This window comes from Azospirillum oryzae (assembly GCF_008364795.1).
Classification (GTDB): domain Bacteria; phylum Pseudomonadota; class Alphaproteobacteria; order Azospirillales; family Azospirillaceae; genus Azospirillum; species Azospirillum oryzae.
In genome coordinates this window covers 154676-173711 of record NZ_VTTM01000008.1, presented here as the reverse complement: position 1 = coordinate 173711, position 19036 = coordinate 154676, and the positions used below count along the sequence as shown (strand labels likewise).

General features: G+C 69.3%; 18 protein-coding genes. 8 read left to right on the top strand and 10 right to left on the bottom strand.

Annotated features, from left to right (window positions below; all coding sequences use genetic code 11):
- Positions 1-66: 66 nt before the first annotated feature.
- Genes FZ938_RS21075 through FZ938_RS21065 form a run of 3 tightly spaced genes read left to right on the top strand, consistent with a single transcriptional unit; the run spans position 67 to position 5537 of the window.
- On the top strand, positions 67-2787 hold the full coding sequence (locus FZ938_RS21075) for a right-handed parallel beta-helix repeat-containing protein (protein ID WP_149200405.1): 2721 nt from the start codon (positions 67-69) through the stop codon (positions 2785-2787).
- Positions 2788-2841: 54 nt separating this feature from the next.
- Positions 2842-3999, top strand: a complete 1158-nt coding sequence (locus FZ938_RS21070) for a lysylphosphatidylglycerol synthase transmembrane domain-containing protein (RefSeq protein ID WP_246457171.1) — start codon at positions 2842-2844, stop codon at positions 3997-3999.
- A 38-nt stretch (positions 4000-4037) separates the two neighbouring features.
- A complete protein-coding gene (locus tag FZ938_RS21065; protein WP_246457170.1) occupies positions 4038-5537 on the top strand; it encodes a glycosyltransferase in 1500 nt (499 codons plus the stop codon).
- Positions 5538-5541: 4 nt separating this feature from the next.
- Here FZ938_RS21065 and FZ938_RS21060 read toward each other — a convergent pair whose 3' ends face one another.
- From FZ938_RS21060 to FZ938_RS21020, 9 genes are all read right to left on the bottom strand, one after another.
- Complete coding sequence (locus FZ938_RS21060) at positions 5542-6681, bottom strand: hypothetical protein (RefSeq protein ID WP_149200403.1); 1140 nt, start codon at positions 6679-6681, stop codon at positions 5542-5544.
- Between the two features lie 32 nt (positions 6682-6713).
- Positions 6714-7655, bottom strand: coding sequence for a LysM peptidoglycan-binding domain-containing protein (locus FZ938_RS21055; RefSeq protein ID WP_149200402.1), 942 nt, complete (start codon positions 7653-7655; stop codon positions 6714-6716).
- Positions 7652-8014: a hypothetical protein gene (locus tag FZ938_RS21050; RefSeq protein ID WP_149200401.1), complete on the bottom strand. Its 363-nt coding sequence runs from the start codon at positions 8012-8014 to the stop codon at positions 7652-7654. The genes FZ938_RS21055 and FZ938_RS21050 overlap by 4 nt, the downstream gene beginning before the upstream one ends.
- 4 nt (positions 8015-8018) lie before the next feature.
- Complete coding sequence (locus FZ938_RS21045; protein ID WP_149200400.1) at positions 8019-8420, bottom strand: hypothetical protein; 402 nt, start codon at positions 8418-8420, stop codon at positions 8019-8021.
- A gap of 152 nt (positions 8421-8572) precedes the next feature.
- Positions 8573-8779, bottom strand: a complete 207-nt coding sequence (locus FZ938_RS21040; protein WP_149200399.1) for a hypothetical protein — start codon at positions 8777-8779, stop codon at positions 8573-8575.
- A gap of 47 nt (positions 8780-8826) precedes the next feature.
- Positions 8827-9048, bottom strand: a complete 222-nt coding sequence (locus FZ938_RS21035; protein WP_149200398.1) for a hypothetical protein — start codon at positions 9046-9048, stop codon at positions 8827-8829.
- A 272-nt stretch (positions 9049-9320) separates the two neighbouring features.
- Positions 9321-11249, bottom strand: a complete 1929-nt coding sequence (locus FZ938_RS21030; protein WP_149200397.1) for a PhoX family protein — start codon at positions 11247-11249, stop codon at positions 9321-9323.
- Between the two features lie 175 nt (positions 11250-11424).
- Entirely contained in the window at positions 11425-11724 is a 300-nt protein-coding gene (locus FZ938_RS21025) for a hypothetical protein (RefSeq protein WP_149200396.1), read from the bottom strand.
- A gap of 22 nt (positions 11725-11746) precedes the next feature.
- Positions 11747-12355: an NUDIX hydrolase gene (locus FZ938_RS21020; RefSeq protein WP_149200395.1), complete on the bottom strand. Its 609-nt coding sequence runs from the start codon at positions 12353-12355 to the stop codon at positions 11747-11749.
- 370 nt (positions 12356-12725) lie between these two features.
- Here FZ938_RS21020 and FZ938_RS21015 point away from each other — a divergent pair, with 370 nt between their 5' ends.
- Positions 12726-15089 (top strand): glycosyltransferase, encoded by a 2364-nt coding sequence (locus FZ938_RS21015; protein ID WP_149200394.1) that lies wholly within the window; start codon positions 12726-12728, stop codon positions 15087-15089.
- Positions 15090-15102: 13 nt separating this feature from the next.
- A complete protein-coding gene (locus tag FZ938_RS21010; protein ID WP_149200393.1) occupies positions 15103-16050 on the top strand; it encodes a glycosyltransferase family 2 protein in 948 nt (315 codons plus the stop codon).
- A gap of 30 nt (positions 16051-16080) precedes the next feature.
- Here the strand turns inward: FZ938_RS21010 and FZ938_RS21005 are convergent, their stop codons facing one another.
- Complete coding sequence (locus FZ938_RS21005; RefSeq protein ID WP_149200392.1) at positions 16081-17070, bottom strand: phytanoyl-CoA dioxygenase family protein; 990 nt, start codon at positions 17068-17070, stop codon at positions 16081-16083.
- Positions 17071-17280: 210 nt separating this feature from the next.
- Here FZ938_RS21005 and FZ938_RS21000 point away from each other — a divergent pair, with 210 nt between their 5' ends.
- From FZ938_RS21000 to FZ938_RS20990, 3 genes are read left to right on the top strand one after another with little or no spacing between them, the layout of a single operon-like run.
- Positions 17281-17493: an antitoxin MazE family protein gene (locus FZ938_RS21000; protein WP_149200391.1), complete on the top strand. Its 213-nt coding sequence runs from the start codon at positions 17281-17283 to the stop codon at positions 17491-17493.
- Positions 17490-17813 (top strand): type II toxin-antitoxin system PemK/MazF family toxin, encoded by a 324-nt coding sequence (locus FZ938_RS20995; protein ID WP_149200390.1) that lies wholly within the window; start codon positions 17490-17492, stop codon positions 17811-17813. The genes FZ938_RS21000 and FZ938_RS20995 overlap by 4 nt, the downstream gene beginning before the upstream one ends.
- Before the next feature lie 58 nt (positions 17814-17871).
- Positions 17872-19020 carry a sialidase family protein gene (locus FZ938_RS20990; protein WP_149200389.1) on the top strand — a complete coding sequence of 383 codons (1149 nt, stop codon included), beginning with the start codon at positions 17872-17874 and terminating at the stop codon, positions 19018-19020.
- The last annotated feature ends 16 nt before the right edge of the window (positions 19021-19036 follow it).

The following is a 19036-nucleotide window of genomic DNA, read 5'->3' as shown; positions in this document are numbered from 1 at the left end:
TGAAACTACCTCTTTATTAAGTATTCCTGCCGTGTGATTGCCCGGTATCGGCAAGGCAATCCGGCAATGACAGACACGCAGCAGGCTTTCTTCGTCGCGACCAACGGCAACGATTCCTGGTCGGGGCGTTTGGCGGCACCCAATGCCGACGGCACCGATGGTCCCTTCGCCACGCTGGAACGCGCGCAGGGCGCGATGCGGGCGACCGGCATCCGCGACACCTATGTGCGCGGCGGCACCTATGCCATGGCGCGCACGGTCACGCTGACCGGGGCCGACAACGGCGTGCGCATCATGGCCTATCCGGGCGAGACGCCGGTCTTCAGCGGCGGTGAGCGGGTCGGCGGCTTCACCGCCATCGGCGGCGGACTCTATGCCGCGCCGACGTCCACGACGGGGCTGGACCTCTTCATCGGCGGGGTGCGGCAGAAGGTGGCGCAGACCGGCGACTGGAACGCCGGCGACGCCAAGTCCGGCTGGTCGGTGCTGGAGGCGGCGGCCGGCGGCGCCAGCAAGACCAGCCTGCGCGTCGGGGCCGGCGACGGGGCGATGGCGGCGGTGCTGGCCGCCGGGGTCCAGCCCGGCATGATGGTCCAGACCTTCGACACCGAACGGCTGTCCGACACCATCGTCGGTGTCGCCTCCGCCGATGCCGGCAGCCGGACCGTCAACTTTACCCAAGGGGTGAAATACGCCCTGCGCAGCGGCGGCACCTATCGCCTGCTGAACGACGACGCCTTCATCCGCGACGCCGGCGAGTTCGCCTGGCAGGCCGAGACCGGCCGGCTGGTGGTGAAGCCGCAGGATCCCGGCACCCTGCTGGCCCAAGGCGCGGTGGTGCCGCGGCTGGGCACGCTCCTGTCGCTGAACGGGGCGAGCGGCGTCACCCTGCAGGGGCTGACCTTCGCCGACACGACCTGGGACGGCTCGGCCCTGACGCTGACCAATTCGTCGGGCAACAGCATCGCCGGCAACCGCTTCGTCGATGCCGGCACGGCGATGACGCTGACCGGATCGTCCGGCAACGTGATCGAGGCCAACCGGCTGGAGCATCTGGGGGCGAGCGGCATCAAGGTCGCCTACGGCAGCAACGGCAACCGCATCAGCGCCAACAGCGTCGACGGCATCGGCGAGGTGCTGAAGGACGTCGCCGGCATCCAGCTCTACGGCACCAGCGGCACGCTGATCTCCGGCAACGACATCCGCAACAGCCCGCGCTACGGCATCTCGATCAAGAACTGGGACGGCGCCACCGTCAACACCGACACGGTGGTGGAATACAACCGCATCTACAACACGATGACCGAGACCGCCGACGGCGGCGCCATCGAGATGCTGGGCCGCTCCAACGTCGACACCCGCACGACCATCCGCGGCAACGACATCCGCAACGTCGGCGGGCTGGCGACCGACGGGTCGGGCTGGCTCGACCGCTACAAGAGCTTCGGCATCTATCTGGACGACATGGCCAACGGCGTCGCCGTCCGGGACAACTTCATCCAGAACACCGGCTGGGCCAGCGTCTTCATCCATGGCGGCGATTCCAACAGCGTCACCAACAACTTCGCCACCCTGTCCAACCCGCGCGAACGCTTCATCCGGCTGGAATGGGTGCCGAGCGCCGGGACTATCGGCCTGCTCGCCAACAACAGCGTCACCGGCAACGTCATCTCCTCCGCCACGGGCGTGGATTACTGGGAGTTCTGGACCCCCGGTTCCTACACCGTCACCAACAACCTGCTGCAGGGCGTGCGCGGGCTGACCGGCGGCGACACGGTGTCGTCGGGGCTGTTCGCCAACCCGGCGGCCGGCGATTTCCGGCTCGGCAGCGGGGCCGCGGCAGGATTGGGAATCCATGACCTGGACTGGGCGCGGATGGGATCCGCCCCGCTGACGGTGCCGGGAATCCCCAGCCCCGGCTCAGGGAGCGGCGGATCGGGAAGCGGGACCACCCCGGCGACCGGCACGTCTACGGCCTCGCCTGGGCAGGCCTTTTCGCCGCTGGCCTACATCGCCTCCTACAGCGACCTGTCGGCGGCCTTCGGCGCCAATGCCGCCGCCGGCGCGGCGCATTACGCCGCCATGGGCCGGGCGGAGGGGCGGACGGTAACCTTCGACCCGCTGGCCTACGTCGCCTCCTACGGCGATCTCGCCAACGCCTTCGGCACCAACGGCGATGCCGGTGCGGCGCATTACATCACCATGGGCCGGACGGAAGGCCGGGCGGTGACCTTCGATCCGCTGGCCTACGTCGCCTCCTACGGCGACCTCGCCGCCGCCTTCGGCACCGACCGGACGAGCGCCGAGATTCATTACATCACCATGGGCCGGGCGGAGGGCCGGACGGTGAGCTTCGACCCGCTGGCCTATCTCGCCTCCTACGGCGACCTCGCCGCCGCCTTCGGCACCGACCGGACGAGCGCCGAGATCCACTACATCACCAACGGCCGGGCGGAGGGGCGGACGGTCACCTTCAATCCCACGGCCTATCTGGCCGCCAACAGCGACCTTGCCGCCGCCTTCGGCACCGACACCACCCGGGCCGAGCTGCATTACCTGACCAACGGCCGGACCGAAGGGCGGACGACCGGCTTCAACGCGTCGGCCTATCTGGCGGCGAACGCCGACGTGGCGGCGGCGACCGGCGGCGACCTGACGGCGGCGATGCGGCACTACATCGTCTTCGGCAGGCAGGAGGGCCGGGCGCTGAGCCCCGCCGGCTCCACCGCTCGCGCGGCGGCAATGGTTCCCGACAGCGGCATGCTGGCCGCCGCCGGGATGGGGTGAGGCGCCGGCTCTCCCCCTGGCCCCTCTCCCGCCTGACCGGGTGACAAGCCGGGCGTGAGCCGTTACAACGGCCCGTTCGGCGCCGCTGTCCCGCGGCACCCGGATTTCCATGCGGGGATGATGGCCCAGGCTCTTCTCGACACCCCCTTCGTCCAATCGGCGAAGCCCGGTTCCGGCTCCAGTTCCGGCTCCGGTCCGGGGAAGCCGTCCGGACGGCGTTGGCCGCTGCTGGTCAAGCTGGCGGTGACGGTCGTGGTGCTGGGCGCGCTCGCCGCCGGAGCCGACTGGGCCGGCATCGCCGCGCGCCTGTCGGCCGCCGATCCGTGGCTGTTCGCCGCCGGCTTCGCCGTGAAGGCGCTGACCCTGCCCTTCGCCTCGCAGCGGTGGCGGGCGGTGGGGCGGGCCGCCGGCTTCTCCCTGACCCGCTGGACCGCCTTCCGCCTGCAGATGGCCAGCGGATTCGTCGGCCAGATCCTGCCGGGATCGGTCGGGGCCGACCTGCTGCGCGGCTGGTTCACCTGGCGGCTCGGCCACCCGGCCGGGCCGGTGATGCTGGCCCTGCTGGTCGACCGGCTGATGGCTCTGCTGGGCGTGGTGCTGATCGGGCTGGTCGGGCTGCCGCATCTGGCCGCGGTGGCGCCGCCCGCCGTCGCCGGCACCGTGCTGGCCGGGGCGCTGGTCCTGGCCGTCGCCATGGGCCTGCTGCTGCTGGCCGGGCGCATCCCGCGCGACCGGCTGCCGATCCCGAAGCGGCTGCGCGACGGGGCGCTGGGGCGGACCGTCTGGGGGGCGGTGGCGCAGCTGCGCGCCATGGCCGGCAACCCGGCCGCCTGGGCGGCGCTGGGCCACAGCATCGGCGTCCATCTCGCCACCATCACCGCCACCATCCTGTTCGCGCGCTCGGTCGGCCTGCCGCTCGGCTGGCTGGACGGGCTGGCCATCGTGCCGGCCGCCATCGTCGCCGCAGCATTGCCCGTCTCGCTCGGCGGCTGGGGCGTGCGCGAGGGGGCGATGGTCGCCGGTTTCGCGCTGCTCGGCTTCGATGCCGACGCCGCCCTTCTGGTCTCGCTGCTGATCGGGCTGTCGATCGCCGTCCTGTCGCTGCCCGGCGGCCTGTTCTGGCTGCTGCTGCGCAGTGAGACCGCCGCCCGGACGGCTGTCCCGACGTCTCATGGCGGACCCGACGCCTTTCCCACGGATTTCTCCCGATGACCGACCAGCCGACTTCGACGCTTTCCCGGAGCGCTTCCATGGATGCCGCCACGCCGGACACCACTGCCGTGACCACCGCAGCCGTCGAGACGCGCGGTCTCTCCCCGCGCCAGCAGCGCATCCGTTCGCTGTTCGACGCCATGGCCCCCCTGCGCGACCGCTGGGCCGAGCGCAACCGCGCCTTCCATGACGCCGACCGCGCCTATCTGCGCTTCCTGATTCCGGAAGGGGCGACGGTGCTGGAGATCGGCTGCGGCGTCGGCGACACGCTGGCGGATCTAAAGCCGTCGCGCGGCGTCGGCATCGACCTCAGCCCGGCGACCATCGCCGTGGCGAAGGCGCGCCATCCGCAGCTGGAACTGATCGCCGCCGACGCCGAGGATCCGGCGACCATCGACGCAATCGAAGGGCCGTTCAGCCATATCCTGCTGTCGGGCACCATCGGCTTCCTCGACGACATCGAGGAGACGCTGCGCCTGCTGCGCCGGGTCGCGACGCCCAAGACCCGCATCATCGTCAGCTATCACTCCCGCGCCTGGGAGCCGATCCTGTGGGCGGCGGAGAAGCTGGGGATGCGCATGCCGCAGGGCCAGCAGAACTGGCTGTCGACCAGCGACATCGTCAACCTGCTGGATCTGGCGGGCTGGGAGCCGGTGCGCCGCGAATGGCGCCAGCTGATCCCGAAGCGGCTGTTCGGGCTGGGCACGCTGGTCAACCGCTACGTCGCGCCCCTGCCGGGCATCCGCCGGCTGTGCGTGCGCAACTATGTCGTCGCCCGGCCGCAGCCCACCGTCGAGGCGGTGACCGTAGACGGCAAGCCGGCCTCGGTCACCGTGCTGATCCCCTGCCGCAACGAGCGTGGCAACATCGAGAACGCCATCCGCCGCCTGCCCCGCTTCGCCCCCGACATCGAGGTGATCTATGTCGAGGGCAACAGCCAGGACAACACCTTCGATGAATGCCTGCGCGTCCGCGACGCCTATCCCGACTGGGACATCAAGGTGATGAAGCAGCCCGGCAAGGGCAAGGGCGACGCGGTGCGCGCCGGCTTCGCCGTGGCGCGCGGCGACATCCTGATCATCCTCGACGCCGACCTGACGGTGCCGCCGGAGACGATGGGGAAATTCTACCAAGCCATGGTGTCGGGGCGCGGCGAGTTCGTGAACGGCACGCGGCTGGTCTACCCGATGGCGCCGGAGGCGATGCGCTTCCTGAACTTCCTGGCCAACCGGGCCTTCGCGCGCATCTTCTCCTTCCTGCTGAACCAGCGCTTCACCGACACGCTGTGCGGCACCAAGGTGTTGTGGCGCCAGGATTACGAGACCATCGTCGCCAACCGCCATTACTTCGGCGATTTCGACCCCTTCGGCGATTTCGACCTGATCTTCGGCGCCGCCAAGCAGAACCTGAAGATCGTCGAGGTGCCGGTGCGCTACGCCGACCGCAGCTATGGCGAGACGCAGATCTCCCGCTTCACCCACGGCTGGCTCTTGGCCCGCATGGTGGTGTTCGCCTGGAAGAAGCTGAAGGCGTTTTAAGGGCTCAGCGCACCGTCGACAGGGCGATCTCGAAGGCGCGCCGGTTGATCGCCCAGGCCTCGAAGGCGGTGTCCTCGTCGGGGGAGAGCAGGATCAGGCAGACCGGCAGCGCTTGCCCGGCCTCAACCCCCTCCCCGCCCCCAGCTTCGGCGAGCGCGATGCGGGCCGACAGCACGGTCATCGGGGTGCTCCCCTGCGGGCCGCTCCGGCGGGCCTTGCGGCGGTGGAGGAGGAGGCTGCGTTCCGCCGTCCGTTCCTTGGCGAGCAGGTCTGCTTCGGCCGACAGGGCGAAGCCCTGGTTGGCCAGCTTGGCCAGCGTGGTCCGCTCGATCTCCGCGGCGGCGGCGAGGGCGGCTTCGGCGGTTGCCTCCGCGGCGCCGAGCACCGCGATCAGGCTGCCGCGGCCGGTGGAGCCGTCCGGCCCGACATGGTCCAGCACCAGGGAGGCACCGTCCGGCGGAGCGTCGCCGCCCGGCGTCTCCCGCCACAGGCCGGAAGCGAGGAAGCGGACGGCGTGCGTCCCCCCCTTCAGCTCCGTCCACTCGAACCCCTCGGCGAAGGTCTGGCCGGTCGGCTCGGCCAGCCGGAAGCGCATGGCGGCGAGCAGGACGATCTCCTGCATGACCCGGTGGTCCGCCACGCCCCCTTGGGCCATTCCACCCTGGATCATGCGCCCGTCGATCAGGAACAGCAGGTCGCCGTCCTTCACCGTCAGCAGCCGGTGCAGGCGCAAGGCCCCGTTGTGACGGCCGGCGGCGAGCGCGTCGCCCATCATGCCGGTCGGCGAGGGAGCCTGGCGGAAATCCAGCTCGCGGTAGCCCTGCGAGCGCATCCAGGCGCGCAGCCAGTCCGCCCCGTGCATCTCGCGTGGCAGGAAAGCGGCCCAGACCACCAGCTCCACCCCCTCCGCCGCTCCCGTCGCGCCGGGCTCGCCCGGATGGAAGCGGGCCAGCGGGACGATGGGTGCCTGCGGACCGGGGGCGGCGGTGGCGGTCCGTTCCACAGCCCAGCCCCGCGGCAGGGCGATGGAGAATCCGGTCCCCGCCGGCAGCCCGTCGCGGACCAGGACGTCCAGATAGGTGGCTTCGATCACCAGGCGCGGCGACACAGGCGCCGTCAGCAGGGTCGGCAGTCTGGGGTCCATGGTCTACTCTCCCGTCACGAGGCGCGCCGGGCTCATGGCCCGGCGCTCCGTTCCCGGCCGGTGTAGCGGGGGCCGATGCTGAGGTCCACATCGGCCTTCAACCCCAGCAAGGCCGCGGCCTCTCCTCCCGCCCCCATATGGTAGCGGCCGGTTTCCAGATCCTTGAAGGCGTAGGCGGCGGCCCCCGCCCCGACCGAGCCGGCGGACGCGCCGCCCTTGCCGCGCAGGCTGAGAGTGTAGTCGGTGAAGGGGATCGGGATGTTGATCTCGCCCTTCAGGTCGCCCGACGCCGCCGCCGCGCCGGCCTTGGCGCCCAGCGCGATGCCGGCCCGCCGCCCGTCGGAGCCGATCAGCCCGTCGGCCTTGGCCTCGGCCTGCATCAGCGAATATTCGCCGCCGGCCTCGGCCCAGGGGTTGTTCTTGTCGGTGCCGGCGAACAGCGTGGCGTCCTGCGTGGCCATCACCGCCTTGGCCGAGGCGGTGCCGCCGGCGCCATGGACGATGCCGCCGGCGGCCTTCGCCTCGGCGGTCAGGACCTCCATCTTGTGGGAGCCGCCGACATAGCGGTTCCCGAGATGGCCGGCATGCTCCATCTTCACCATGCCGACGCCGACCTCGCCCTTGGCCTGCCCCAGCAGGCCCTGGCGCTTCGCCTCGCCGTCGGCCATGGCGTAGAGGACGCTGACATTGTCGTCGCCGCCCGCCCGCTTCAGGAAGGCCGGCTTCTTCGGGCAGGGGGCGACCGGCGCGCCGGGCGGTGCCGGGGCCGCCGTCTGCGCCGCCGCCTGTCCGGCGCGGGCCGCCGCGGGGGCCGCCGGCGGTGCCGGGGGCGGCGCCACGACCAGCCGCTGGCCCGACGCGATCATGTTGGGGTTGGAGATGCCGTTCAGCCGCTGCAGCTCGGCCACGGTGGTGCCGTTGCGCCGGGCGATGGCGGACAGCGTCTCGCCACGTTGGACGGTATGCACGGTCATCGCGCTCCCCTTGGCGAGCGGGGTGCCGTCAGCGCGGCGGTGATCCGGTCGAGCCGCGCGTCGGCGTCGCCCGGTCCTTCCAGCAGGGCGCCGATCCAGGCGAACTCCTCCCGCCGGGCATGGTCCAGGGGGAAGGCTGCCAGGATGTGGACGTAGCGCGTGATCTGCCGCTCGGTCTCCATGCCGTGAGCGGGAGCGGCGGCGAGCGCCGCGTCGATCCGGGCGGCGACCTCGCCGGCCGGAACGTCGGGTGCCTCCCGGGCCATCATCGCCGTCACCGCGGCGCGCAGGCGGGCGTGGAAAGCGGTGGCGCGCGCGGTGTGGAGCTGGTCCTGCTGCCGGTCGGAAATGCGCAGCATGGGCTCAGCGCTCGCCCGGCCAGAGCTGGCCGGTCCAGACCAGCACCGCCGCGACGATGCCGGCGATGGCGAACAGCGCCATCAGCACGAAGCCGGCGGTCTGCGCCTGATCCAGCGCGCGGTCGCGCAGGATGGCGTCGGCGATGGCGCCCTTGGCCTCGATCCGGGTGAAGAGGGTGCGCAGGCGGCCTATGAAGCCAGTGACCAGCGCCGGGGTCGCGAGGCTGAGCATGCCGCCGCCCAGTCCGACGAACAGCGTCTTGTAGACCCGTCCGGCAAGATCGCGGTTGCCGCCGAACAGCGGCAGGGTGCGCTCTCCCAGAACGGAAAGGCCGATCAGGGTCAGGAGGACGAAGAACGCCGCGAGAAGCAGGCGTCCTTCTGTGGAGGACGGAAGCGGTTCCATGACCCTTTGGCCGGTCGGAGTGAAAACGGGCAAGCGGGAGCTTCACAAAAGCAATCGCGCCTGTCCACTCCGTTCACCGTCCATACCATTCACCATCACAGCGTGCAGGCGATGCCTGATCCGCCGTCAGGCCCCAGTCTCAGGCGGCAGTCTCAGGCGGCGACGATGGCCGGTATGGCGAGGGCCTGGTAGCTGTCGCGCTGTTCGGTGAGGCTCAGCAGCAGGTCGTTCAGGCTGTCGCGGGCGAAGGTGTCGGTGGTCGACGCCATCCGGCGGCGGACGACGGCGATGAATTCCTCCAGCACCTCCAGATGCAGGGTGGCGGAGGCGAGGACGTCCTTGGCGATGGGGGCGGTCATGATGGCGGTCTTTCGGAAGAAAGGGGGCGGCAGAGGAAGCGGGCGGATCAGGCGGCGAGCGCGTTGACGGTCGGGGCGGCGGCCAGCACGGTGCGGTAGGTCTCGCGCTGCTCGGTCAGGCCCGCCAGCAGGTCGGCCAGGCTGTCGCGGGTGAAATCGCTGGTGGCGCCGTTCAGCTTCGACTGGGTGATGGCGATGAATTCGTCAACCACATCCAGGTGCAGGGAGGCAGAGACGAAGATGTTGACGGCGCAATCGGTCTTGGACATGGCGGAGATCCCTGTATTCGTGGTGGAGGCTTCTGCCCGTTCTGATGAACTTATTTAGCCATCCGGCCAGTTAACGAGGTGTTAAGATCACCGATTGGTCCTAGGTCGATTGGTGATTACCACTTCCAAGAAAAACGCCGCTATGCGATTTGGCGGTAGTATTACTTCTTTTGATCAAACCATGAAAAAACGCGGCCGGTTGCCCGGCCGCGTTCTTCTCTTCCGCCCAGCCCCCGTCGGGCCCCATCGGGGACCCTGTCGGGCTGACGTTCTCAAACCGCCTGCGGCAGCCCGTGGATGTAGCCGACGCCGCCGCTGCGGCGGTTGCGGTAGGCGTCGTCGATCAGCGAGGCGAGGCTGTCCTTCACCTTGTCGTGCAGCCCCTTCTCCCAGTCGCCGGGGTGCTGGAAGTTGCTCATGACGTAGGAGAAGCCGTTGACGTCGTCGACCGCCTGCAGGCCGGTCGATTCCGCACCGGCCGGGCAGGACAGGATGCGGGCCAGCTTCTTGGTCTCGACGTTGTAGGCCCAGAGGAAGTTGTTGACGTGGTTGCCGCTGTCCTCGCCGATGAACAGGGTGCGCAGCTTCTCGGAGAATTTCAGGTTGTCGGGGTTGGCGATCAGGTCGGCGTCGGCGGTGTTGCCCAGCGCGTCCGGCGTGGCCAGGTCGCGGCCGACCAGGGCCGGGACGGCGCTGAAATGCACCGGCACCCAGTCGCTGGCGATGGCGGAGCCTGCCATGTCGGTCTGGCCGCCCTTCATCGGCAGCTGATAGACGGCGCCGGCGTTGATCTTGTCGACCTTGATGCCGCTCTTGCCGTCGCTCATCGTCTTGTAGATGTAGGACACGGCCATGTAGGCGGTCTTGTCCTTGGCGTTGACGGTGACGCCTTCCAGCTTGGTCAGGGCCAGCGTGGCGCCGACGGTGGGGGCGTAGCGGTGGGTTTCCAGGAAGGCGGCGGCCTTCTCCATGCCCGGCTTGAACTTGACCCACTGGGTCTTGCCGTTGAAGGGGATGGCGGTGAAGGACGGGTCCTTCGGATCCTCCTTCTTCACCTCGACGATGTCGGCGGCCTTCAGACTGTCGGCCAGCTTCTCGATCTCGGCGCTGGTGGCGTGGCCCAGCTTGACCCACTTCAGGGCGAAGGCGCCGCCCTTGTCGATGTCCTTGCCGGCCTCCTGCTCCATCTTCGCGGCATAGAGGGTGCCGGCGGACAGGTCCTTGGGCTGATCGGCGATGAACATGAACAGGCCGCCGTTGGTGGCGTCGTCACCCATCAGCACGGTGCGCTCGTCCGGCATCACCTGCACCAGCTCGTGCGAGATGCGGCCCATGCAGTAGTGCTTCCTGATGGTGCCGGTGCCGTCGGCGTTCACCGTCACTTCCGGCAGGTGGCCGTAGTGGTAGGGGTTGGCCTTGGTCTCGTCGCCGAACAGGTTCTTGCTGTAGGCGCGGAACTGGTCGTCCAGCGCCGCCGCGTCCGGCTCGTACTCCTCGCTCGACAGGTGGGTGTTCCAGGGCGACAGGCTGGCGCCGCAGGTGATCCACAGGCCGTGCGCCGGGCTGGTGTCGACGTTGTGGTACTGCACCAGCTTCAAGGCACCGGTTTCCTTGTTCTGGTCCAGCGTCAGGACGGCGATCGGCGACGGCAGCTTGCCGTACATCGAGGCGTCCTTGGAATCGCGGGTGGCGTATTCGAACTGGACGACGGCGAACAGGGTGTTGCCGGTCACGCCCGCCACCTTGGCGCCGGGGATCGGGGCCAGCAGGTTGCAGCCGTCCGGGCAGTCGGAGAAGAACGGCGCCGGGGTCGCCATCGACTGATCGAGGATCGGCTTGCCGTTGATGTCGGTATAGCCGCCGGCCAGGATCGTGCCGCCCTTGCCGTCCGGCACGTGATCGCCGGTGATGAACAGCGGCTGGTAGCCGAGAGCGAAGCTCTGCTTGGAGCCGTCGGCCCAGGTCACGACCATGCTGGACTCGACCGTGGTCTTGGCCTGCGCGGCGGCCGTGGTGGGGGCGGCCATGCCGACGAACTCGACGGCGACCGGCGCACCCTTGGCGGATGCCGCCTCGGCGCCCGAGGCGAACAGCAGCTCGCCGGCGCCGATGCCGGCGACCGGCAGCAGCGGCAGCCCGGCAAGGGCGCGGAGCACCGAACGGCGCGACGTTTCAGGCAGCTGAACAGGCAAATCGGTCATGGCTGGTGTCTCCCGAACCCTCATCAGGGCAAGCGGCTGGCATGAGCGGCACCGTCGGGCTTATTGGAGCCCGTTCGGCGCCGCCTTGATCTTGGCGAGCGTCGGGAAGCTACAGCGGGGATGTTACAGTTTGACGGTCGGTTCCCCGTTCGATGGCGGGGGGAACCGACGCCGGTCAGCGCGCGCTGAGCATGCAGGTGCGGTCCGACGGCATGGGCAGGACCACCGGCTTGCCGTCGGTCCCGGTGCCGCGCACCTCACGTCCGCCGGGCTTTTTCCCAGCTTGGCCGCCGGATGCCGGCAGATCGACGATCTCCGGGTCGGTCACCTGCCCGGCGACGCTCCATTGCCGGGTCTGCGGGTCCTGGCAGCGCAGCTCGTACCGGCCTTTCATCGGCTCGGCGCCGGCCGGGGATGCGAGGATGCCGCTCAACAGAAGGGCGGCCATCGGAACGGAGAGGGCGAAGCGGGTCATCCGGTTTTCCTCAACTGGCGTTTCAGGGGGCCGTGTCCGGGGAGTGGGGGCGGGACAGCACCCGCGCGATGTCGGCCTGCCAGACCATGCTGACCAGTGCGATCTGGGTCAGCAGGTGCATCTCGCCGCGGCCGATGGCCTCCAGCAGCTCCTGCCGGGTCAACTGCAGGATCTCGGTGTCCTCCAGGTCGTCGGCGATCGGATCGGCGACCCGGCGGCAGCCGGCGGCGTGGAACATGTGCGACCAGGCCCCGCCCTGGTTGGCATTGACGATATAGGCGCCGAGGTCGGTCCAGCTCTCCGCCTCCATCCCGGTCTCCTCCAGCAGTTCGCGTTTCGCCGCGGCCAGCGGTTCCTCGCCGGGCGACAGGTGGCCGCCGGGGAAGACCAGACCGACCTTGCGCGGGCCGTGGCGATACTGGCGGTAGGTGACGATCCGCCCGTCCGCCGTCTCGGCGAAGATGCAGGCGAAGGAGGGCTGGTCGAACTGGTAGTAGTCGTCGATCCGCCGCCCGTCCGGCAGTTCCACCGTCTCCACCCGCACCTTCAGGAAGGGATCGGCGTCGAGCAGCTCGCGGCTGTCCAGCACGGTCCAGGGGCGATGCAGTCGGTAGGGGCGGTGTCCGGGCATGGCTGGGCTGTTCTCTGAGGGCTGCGGCAGGGGGAAACGACATCCCGATGACGGCCTACCAGCCGCGGCATGTCCGCGTCCAGTCATCCACAAGGAGGGAAACCGCCTTTCCGATGTGAGAGGCGCGCCTGAAATACAATCATAAGAAGATTAACCTTAATTATATTATACTTAAATGATATGCCTTGAAGGGTTGACTCGTATGATGAGTTGTTCATGCCTGGCAATAAAATGAAGATCCAAAAGTGATTTCAACATTCGCGTGTGTCGAATGAAACGAAGTGTGACAGATTTTTCCCAAGCACTCATTTCTATTGAGCTGGCTCGGCAATAGTGCTTATCGGTCCATGCACAATTGCGGTCAAAGTCCATGCGCACCGACACCTGTTCCCCGATCCCGCGCTTGATCCACCAGACCTGGAAGACACGCGACGTTCCGCTGGAATTCCAGGCGCTGCAGCGCAGCTGGATCGACCGCAATTCCGGCTTCGAGTACCGGTTCTGGACCGACGAGGACATCGGGCGCTTCATCGCGGAGGAGCATCCGGCGCTGCTGCCGGTCTTCCACGGCTATGCCGATCCCATCGCGCGGATCGATCTGGCGCGCTACCTGATCCTGCGCCGCTTCGGCGGGGTCTATGCCGACCTCGATTTCGAATGCCTGCGTCCGATCGACGGGCTGCTGGAGGGCCGGAGCTTCGTCGTCGGGCTGGAGCCAGAGGAGCATGGCAGGCTGGCGAAGGCGGTGGAGCGCGGGCTGCCCCGCATCCTGTGTCCGTCCTTCCTGGCGTCGGTGCCCGGCCATCCCTTCTGGGACCATCTGCTGGACCGGCTGGTCGAGGCGCGGTCCAGCGCCGACGTTCTGGACGCCACCGGCCCCTTCCTGCTGACCCGCGCCCATGCCGCATATGAAGAGGCCCGGCATGGGGATGGCGCCGCCGCGGTGACGGTGCTGCCGCCGGAGCTGCTCTACCCCGTCACCAAGGAGGATTGCTGGAGCGGCCGCCTGTTCGATCCCGTGTTCTGGGAGCGGGCGACACGCCGGGCCTATGGCGTCCATTACTGGGAGGGCACCTGGTTCCGCGATGCCGCCGGGCGCGGCGCCGGCCCCGAGGCCACATTGCCGCGGCAGATCGCGGCGGTGGTGACCGACGGCCGGCCGGAGGGTGCCCGCTCCCCGCTGGCAACGGCGGAGGGGGCGAAGGCGGAGGGGCTGCCGCTGATCTCCTGCCTGATGGTCACCAGGGGGCGGCGGGCGCTGCTGGAGTTCGCCATCGACGGCTTCGCGCGCCAGACCTATCCCAACCGGGAACTGGTCATCGTCTGCGACAGCCCGGCACTGCCGCAGGACGACCCGCTGGAGCGCGCAATTCGTGCCGCCGGGGGCCGGAACGTTCGTCTGATCCGGGTGAATGCGGCCGGCCGGGACGGCGGCCTGACGCTGGGCGAGCTGCGCAACATCGCCGTCGACCATGCGGCTGGCCGCTATGTCTGCCAGTGGGACGACGACGACCTCTACGATCCCTGCCGGCTGCAGATGCAGCAGCGGGTTCTGGCCGCGGCCGGCGCCCAGGCCTGCCTGCTCGGCCGCTGGATGATCTGGTGGCCGGCCGAGGATCGGCTGGCGGTGTCCTGCGAACGGGACTGGGAAGGCTCGCTTCTGTGCGAGAAGGCGGTGATGCCCCGCTATCCGGCACTTCGCCGCGGCGAGGACACGCCGGTGGTCGAGCAGCTGCGCCGCAGCGCCCGCGTCGTGCGGATGGACCTGCCGCGGCTCTACACCTATGTCGTCCATGGCGGGAACACCTTCACCGCCGCGCATTTCGAAGACCACTGGAAGGCGACCGCCGCCCGATTCAGCGGCGACCGCTGCCGGGCCATGCTGGAGGAGATGGGCAAGCGCCTGCCGGTGGAGGCCTATCGGCGTGCCGTCATGCCTGCCCCGGCGACCGTGGCGGCGCGGCAGAAGACGACGATGCATGAAAAGGTGCTGGTGCTGACCCCGGTGAAGGATGCCGTCGCCCATCTGCCGCGCTATCTGGAGCTGCTCGGCCGGCTCGACCATGATCCGTCCCGCCTGTCGCTGGGCTTTCTGGAGGGGGACAGCGGCGACGGCACGCATGACTGGCTGGCCGACCGGCTGCCGGAGCTGCGGCAACGCTACCGCCGGGTGGCTCTGCTGCGTCACGATTACGGGTTCCGGCCCGAGGGGCCGCGCTGGGCACCGGACGTCCAGCGGCGGCGGCGGGAGCTGCTGGCGCGCTCGCGCAACCGGCTGCTGTCCGGTGCGCTGGGGGACGAGGACTGGGTGCTGTGGCTCGACGCCGATCTGGTCGACTATCCGCCGGACCTGCTGGCCCGGCTGCTTGCCACCGGGCGCGACATCGTCGTTCCCCACTGCGTCCTGCCCGACGGGCGGACCTTCGACCTCAACAGCTTCCGGCTGACGGGAGATGAGGACCCGCGCCATCTGGCCGACGGCATTTTCCAGCCGCCGCGCGGCGCCGGTCGGCTCTATCTGGACGCTTTCGCCGGCCAGGACATCGTGCCGCTGGACGGGGTTGGCGGCACGGCGCTGCTGGTGCGCGCGGACCTTCATCGCGAGGGACTGTGTTTTCCTCCCTACAGCCATCGCGGCTACATCGAGACGGAGGGGCTGGCGGCGATGGCCAAGGATATGGGCGTGACCGCCTGGGGCCTGCCGGATCTGCGCATCGTCCATGCCAATCACTGACAGGCGAAGCAGCATGCCGACCACTGGAACCCCCAACACCGACAGCCTGGAAATCGCCGTCAGCATCGTTATCTGCACCCATAGGCGCCCCGAACTGCTCGGCGCCTGCCTGGACAGCCTGATCGGGCAGCGGGTGGGAGGCTCTCCGGGTGCTGCGCATGAAATCCTCGTGATCGACAATTCCGCCCTGGCGGAAGGGCGCCCGGTCGTCGAGCGCCGGCAGGCCGCCTTTGCCCTGCAAGGCGTTCCGCTGCGCTACATCCTGGAGGAGCGTCCGGGCGTCAGCTTCGCCCGCAACCGCGGCGTGGCCGAGGCGGCGGGAGCGCTGATCGCCTTCATCGACGACGACGAGCGGGCCTGCGACGGGTGGCTGGAGCGGTTGCTGGAGCCCTTCCACCGGTTGGGCGACGCCGTCGACATCGTCGCGGGCGAGGTCGAACCGGATTTTGGGACCGTGCCTAGGCCGGGCTGGCTGGCCGACGACATGCTGCATTTCTTCTCATGCCGCTGGGGCTGGGACAGCGAATCCCGCTTCCTGCGTGAGACCGAATGGTTCGGCGAAGGGAACTGCGCCTTCCGCAAGCGGCTGATGGCCGGCCGTGCCTTTCCGACCGACCTCGGTCGCAGGGGAGACGGCCTTCTGGCGAACGAGGGCGTCATCTTCGTGGAGATGCGCCGTGCGGGAGCCGCCACCTACTATGTGCCGGCCGCCACGGTGTCCCATTTCATCCACCCCGACCGGCTGAACCGCCGCTGGCTGATGCGGCGGATGTTCTATCAGGGGGTCTCCAACCGCCTGATGCAACGGCGGAACGGGCAGGCGGAACAGGGCTGCAACTTCAACGTCAATCTGGCCGATCTGGCCGCCATCGACATCGACAGCCTTGAGGGCGAGAGCCTGTGGGCGATGATCCGGCTGTATTACGAGATCGGCTATGCCTCGGCTCTCGCCATGGGCTGAGGCCGCCCGACTGCCGGAGCCATCCCTCCCTTACGGCGTCACGTAGATCTGGTTCACGAAGGGATCCAGCCCGGCCGGCACCTCGGCGCAGCGGCGGTCGAGCGGCGGGACGGTCGGGCCGTGGGGGCTGCGGTTGACGTTGTACTGGGCCGTCAGCAGCAGACGCCGGCCGCGCCGCGGCAGGGCGCCCTTGTGGACGCCGTAGGTGTCGCCCAGGAAGCGGCTGCCGGCGGCGCCGGTCATCGTCACCGTGCCGGCGGTGCCGAAGGCGGCCTCCACCTGCGCGTCGGTCAGGGCGCGGCCGGTGGAGAGCTGGCGGCTGCGGTGGCTGCCCTTGACGTAGATGTGCGGGCCGCCGTCCTCGTCCACGTCGGTCAGATAGAAGAAGAGCTTGAAGCCGCGCAGGCTGTCGAGGTCGCGGTGGTGGCGCTGGGTGCCCTTGGCCGCCTCCCGCCCGCCGAAACTCTCCCCGCCCCAGGACCACCAGCAGCCGATGTTGTCGAGGATCGGCTTGCAGCCGAGATACAGCTCCGCCGTCTCCAGCACCTGGGGGTCGTTGAAGAGAGCCAGCACATGGGGGGCGCGCAGGATCTGGTCGACGCCGTGATAGCCCATGTTGGAGTCCGGGCTGGGCGGGCTGTCGGGCCGGAACCAGCCCAGATGCGGGCGGAAGGGATCCTGGCAAGGGGTGTTCTCGAAATAGGCGCGCAGATCGGCGACGATGGCGGGGGCGATCGGCGGCAGCAGCGGGGTGATGCCGTCCGTCTCCAGCGTCCGGCACCAGTCCCGCGCCTCCAGCGACGGGTAGAAGCCCGGCGTGTGCGGCCGCCGGGCCGCGATCAGCGCCGCCAGCCGGTCGCGCAGGACCGGATCGGTGACGATGGGCAGGATGTCGTAGATGGCGTAGCGCGGATCGGCCTTCGCCTTGCGCCAATAGGCCCCTGGCGAGGCGATGCGCGTGCGCACATTGTCCAGAAAGCTGCCGACGGGGGCGGAGGCGGGGACGAAGGAGGACGCCATGGGATGCGACACCGCGTGGAAGGAGAATCGTCTGCGGTGAAGACTCTCCATAAGGGCATCGGTCTTTCAAGGCGCATCCGCATCGACGCACCGCACTGCTGCTGAGGCACGAGGTCGCGGGTCTATAGAGGGGCGGGTTTATTGGGGTTGGGCTTGCACAGGATCGGCGGACGATCAATGTTACATGTAACATAAGGGAGTGCCTGTCCCATGCCCACGCCGCTTTCCTTCCGTGTTCAGCGCCACCGCAACGGCCTGCGCGCCGCCGGGCTGCGGCCGTTGCAGATCTGGGTGCCGGACACCCGCCGGCCCGGCTTCGCTGCCGAATGCCGGCGCCAGTCTCTGCTGGTCCGGGACACGCCGCAGGAGCAGGAGACCATGGACTGGCTGGACGCGGTTCGTGACACCGAGGGCTGGGAGTGAGGCGCGGCGATCTGGTGACGGTCGCCTTGCAGGGCGACTGCGGCAAGCCGCGTCCGGCACTGGTCATCCAGTCCGACCTGTTCGACGGGCATCCCAGCGTCACCATTCTGCCGATCACGAGCGCCCTGGTGGACGCGCCGCTGTTCCGCCCGTCGGTCGATCCGACTCCGGGCAACGGTCTGCGCAAACGCTCGCAGGTGATGGTCGACAAGGTCCAGACGATCGCCCGCGACAAGATCGGCGAGGCGTTCGGACGGTTGGAGGATGAAAGCATGCTCACGGTCAACCGGGCGTTTCTCCTCTGGATCGGGCTGGCCTGAGCAGATTCGTCCTTGTGCAGGCTCGTTGCTGTTTTTCAAAGAGGGAGAAGGAAACCCGATGGCCATGACCGGTGCCGAGCATCGCGTGCTGTACCGCGACCCGCGGTTCTATGCGTCCTTCCCGTCGCTGACCCCGGTGGGAGACGGATCGGTGCTGCTGGCCTTCCGGCGCGCGCGCGACCATCGCTGGCTGCGCGGGGCGGAATATCGGACGGGGGAGACCGGGTTCAACCATGTCGACCATCTCGATTCCCGCTCGCAGACCGTACTGCTGCGGCTCGGCCCCGATGCGGAACCGTTGGGCGAGGAGATGCCCCTGCCCCCCGACCCGCAGGCGGCCGACCAGGACGCCAGCCTGCTCACCCTGCGGGATGGCCGCATCCTGCTGACCGGCTTCCGCTGGTATCCGGTGCCGTCGTCGCAAGGGGAGGCGCTGCGCGCGCTGGGGATCGGGCTGACCGGCAATCCGCAGAAGACCGGCGACCTCTACATCTTCTGGGGCGGATACAGCCGGCACAGCGACGATGGCGGGCGGAGCTGGACCCCGCACCGCGACCTGCCCCCCCTGCCCGGCCATCCCGACATCGTGCCGAGCCAGCGGCCCTTCCATGGCGGAGCGGTGCGCGGCCGGGCGGTGAAGGCGCCGGACGGCACCATCCTGCAGACCGGCTACACCCACCACCCCTCCACCGGCACCTATGCGAGCCATCTCTTCGCCTCCACCGACCGGGGGGAGAGCTGGGTCCATCGGGCGATCATCGCCATCGATCCCGAAGCCAAGGCCGGCTTCTGCGAGACGGCGCTGCATCTGGACGCCGACGGCGTGCTGCACGCCTTCCACCGCACCACCGGGCTGGACGACCGTCTGGCGACCTCGCGCTCCACCGATCTCGGCCACAGCTGGGAGCCGTGGCGGCGCCATGCGGTGGTCGGCCATCCCTATGACGCCTGCCCGCTGCCGGACGGCCGGCTGCTGCTGGTCGGCGGCTATCGCCATGCGCCCTACGGCGTGCGCGCCCGCCTCTACGACCCGCGCCGCCAGCAGCCGGACGAGGCGCCGGAGCTGGTGCTGCGCGACGACGGGCCGGCGCCGGATCTGGGATATCCCTGGGCGGCGGTGCTGCCGGACGGGCGCGCCATGGTCGCCTATTACATCTGCGACGCCACGGGGCTGCGCGGCATCGAGGCGACGCTGTTCCGGCCGTGACGGAAGGGATCGCCTG

Excerpts from the sequence above, each read along its gene's own strand:
- FZ938_RS21025 (WP_149200396.1), bottom strand. The coding sequence starts at position 11,724 with ATGACCCGCTTCGCCCTCTCCGTTCCGATGGCCGCCCTTCTGTTGAGC.
- FZ938_RS21020 (WP_149200395.1), bottom strand. The coding sequence starts at position 12,355 with ATGCCCGGACACCGCCCCTACCGACTGCATCGCCCCTGGACCGTGCTG.
- FZ938_RS21065 (WP_246457170.1), top strand. The coding sequence starts at position 4,038 with ATGGATGCCGCCACGCCGGACACCACTGCCGTGACCACCGCAGCCGTC.
- FZ938_RS21050 (WP_149200401.1), bottom strand. The coding sequence starts at position 8,014 with ATGCTGCGCATTTCCGACCGGCAGCAGGACCAGCTCCACACCGCGCGC.
- FZ938_RS21030 (WP_149200397.1), bottom strand. The coding sequence starts at position 11,249 with ATGACCGATTTGCCTGTTCAGCTGCCTGAAACGTCGCGCCGTTCGGTG.
- FZ938_RS21005 (WP_149200392.1), bottom strand. The coding sequence starts at position 17,070 with ATGGCGTCCTCCTTCGTCCCCGCCTCCGCCCCCGTCGGCAGCTTTCTG.
- FZ938_RS20990 (WP_149200389.1), top strand. The coding sequence starts at position 17,872 with ATGGCCATGACCGGTGCCGAGCATCGCGTGCTGTACCGCGACCCGCGG.
- FZ938_RS21040 (WP_149200399.1), bottom strand. The coding sequence starts at position 8,779 with ATGACCGCCCCCATCGCCAAGGACGTCCTCGCCTCCGCCACCCTGCAT.
- FZ938_RS21010 (WP_149200393.1), top strand. The coding sequence starts at position 15,103 with ATGCCGACCACTGGAACCCCCAACACCGACAGCCTGGAAATCGCCGTC.
- FZ938_RS21075 (WP_149200405.1), top strand. The coding sequence starts at position 67 with ATGACAGACACGCAGCAGGCTTTCTTCGTCGCGACCAACGGCAACGAT.
- FZ938_RS21000 (WP_149200391.1), top strand. The coding sequence starts at position 17,281 with ATGCCCACGCCGCTTTCCTTCCGTGTTCAGCGCCACCGCAACGGCCTG.
- FZ938_RS21060 (WP_149200403.1), bottom strand. The coding sequence starts at position 6,681 with ATGGACCCCAGACTGCCGACCCTGCTGACGGCGCCTGTGTCGCCGCGC.
- FZ938_RS21045 (WP_149200400.1), bottom strand. The coding sequence starts at position 8,420 with ATGGAACCGCTTCCGTCCTCCACAGAAGGACGCCTGCTTCTCGCGGCG.
- FZ938_RS21015 (WP_149200394.1), top strand. The coding sequence starts at position 12,726 with ATGCGCACCGACACCTGTTCCCCGATCCCGCGCTTGATCCACCAGACC.
- FZ938_RS21035 (WP_149200398.1), bottom strand. The coding sequence starts at position 9,048 with ATGTCCAAGACCGATTGCGCCGTCAACATCTTCGTCTCTGCCTCCCTG.
- FZ938_RS21055 (WP_149200402.1), bottom strand. The coding sequence starts at position 7,655 with ATGACCGTGCATACCGTCCAACGTGGCGAGACGCTGTCCGCCATCGCC.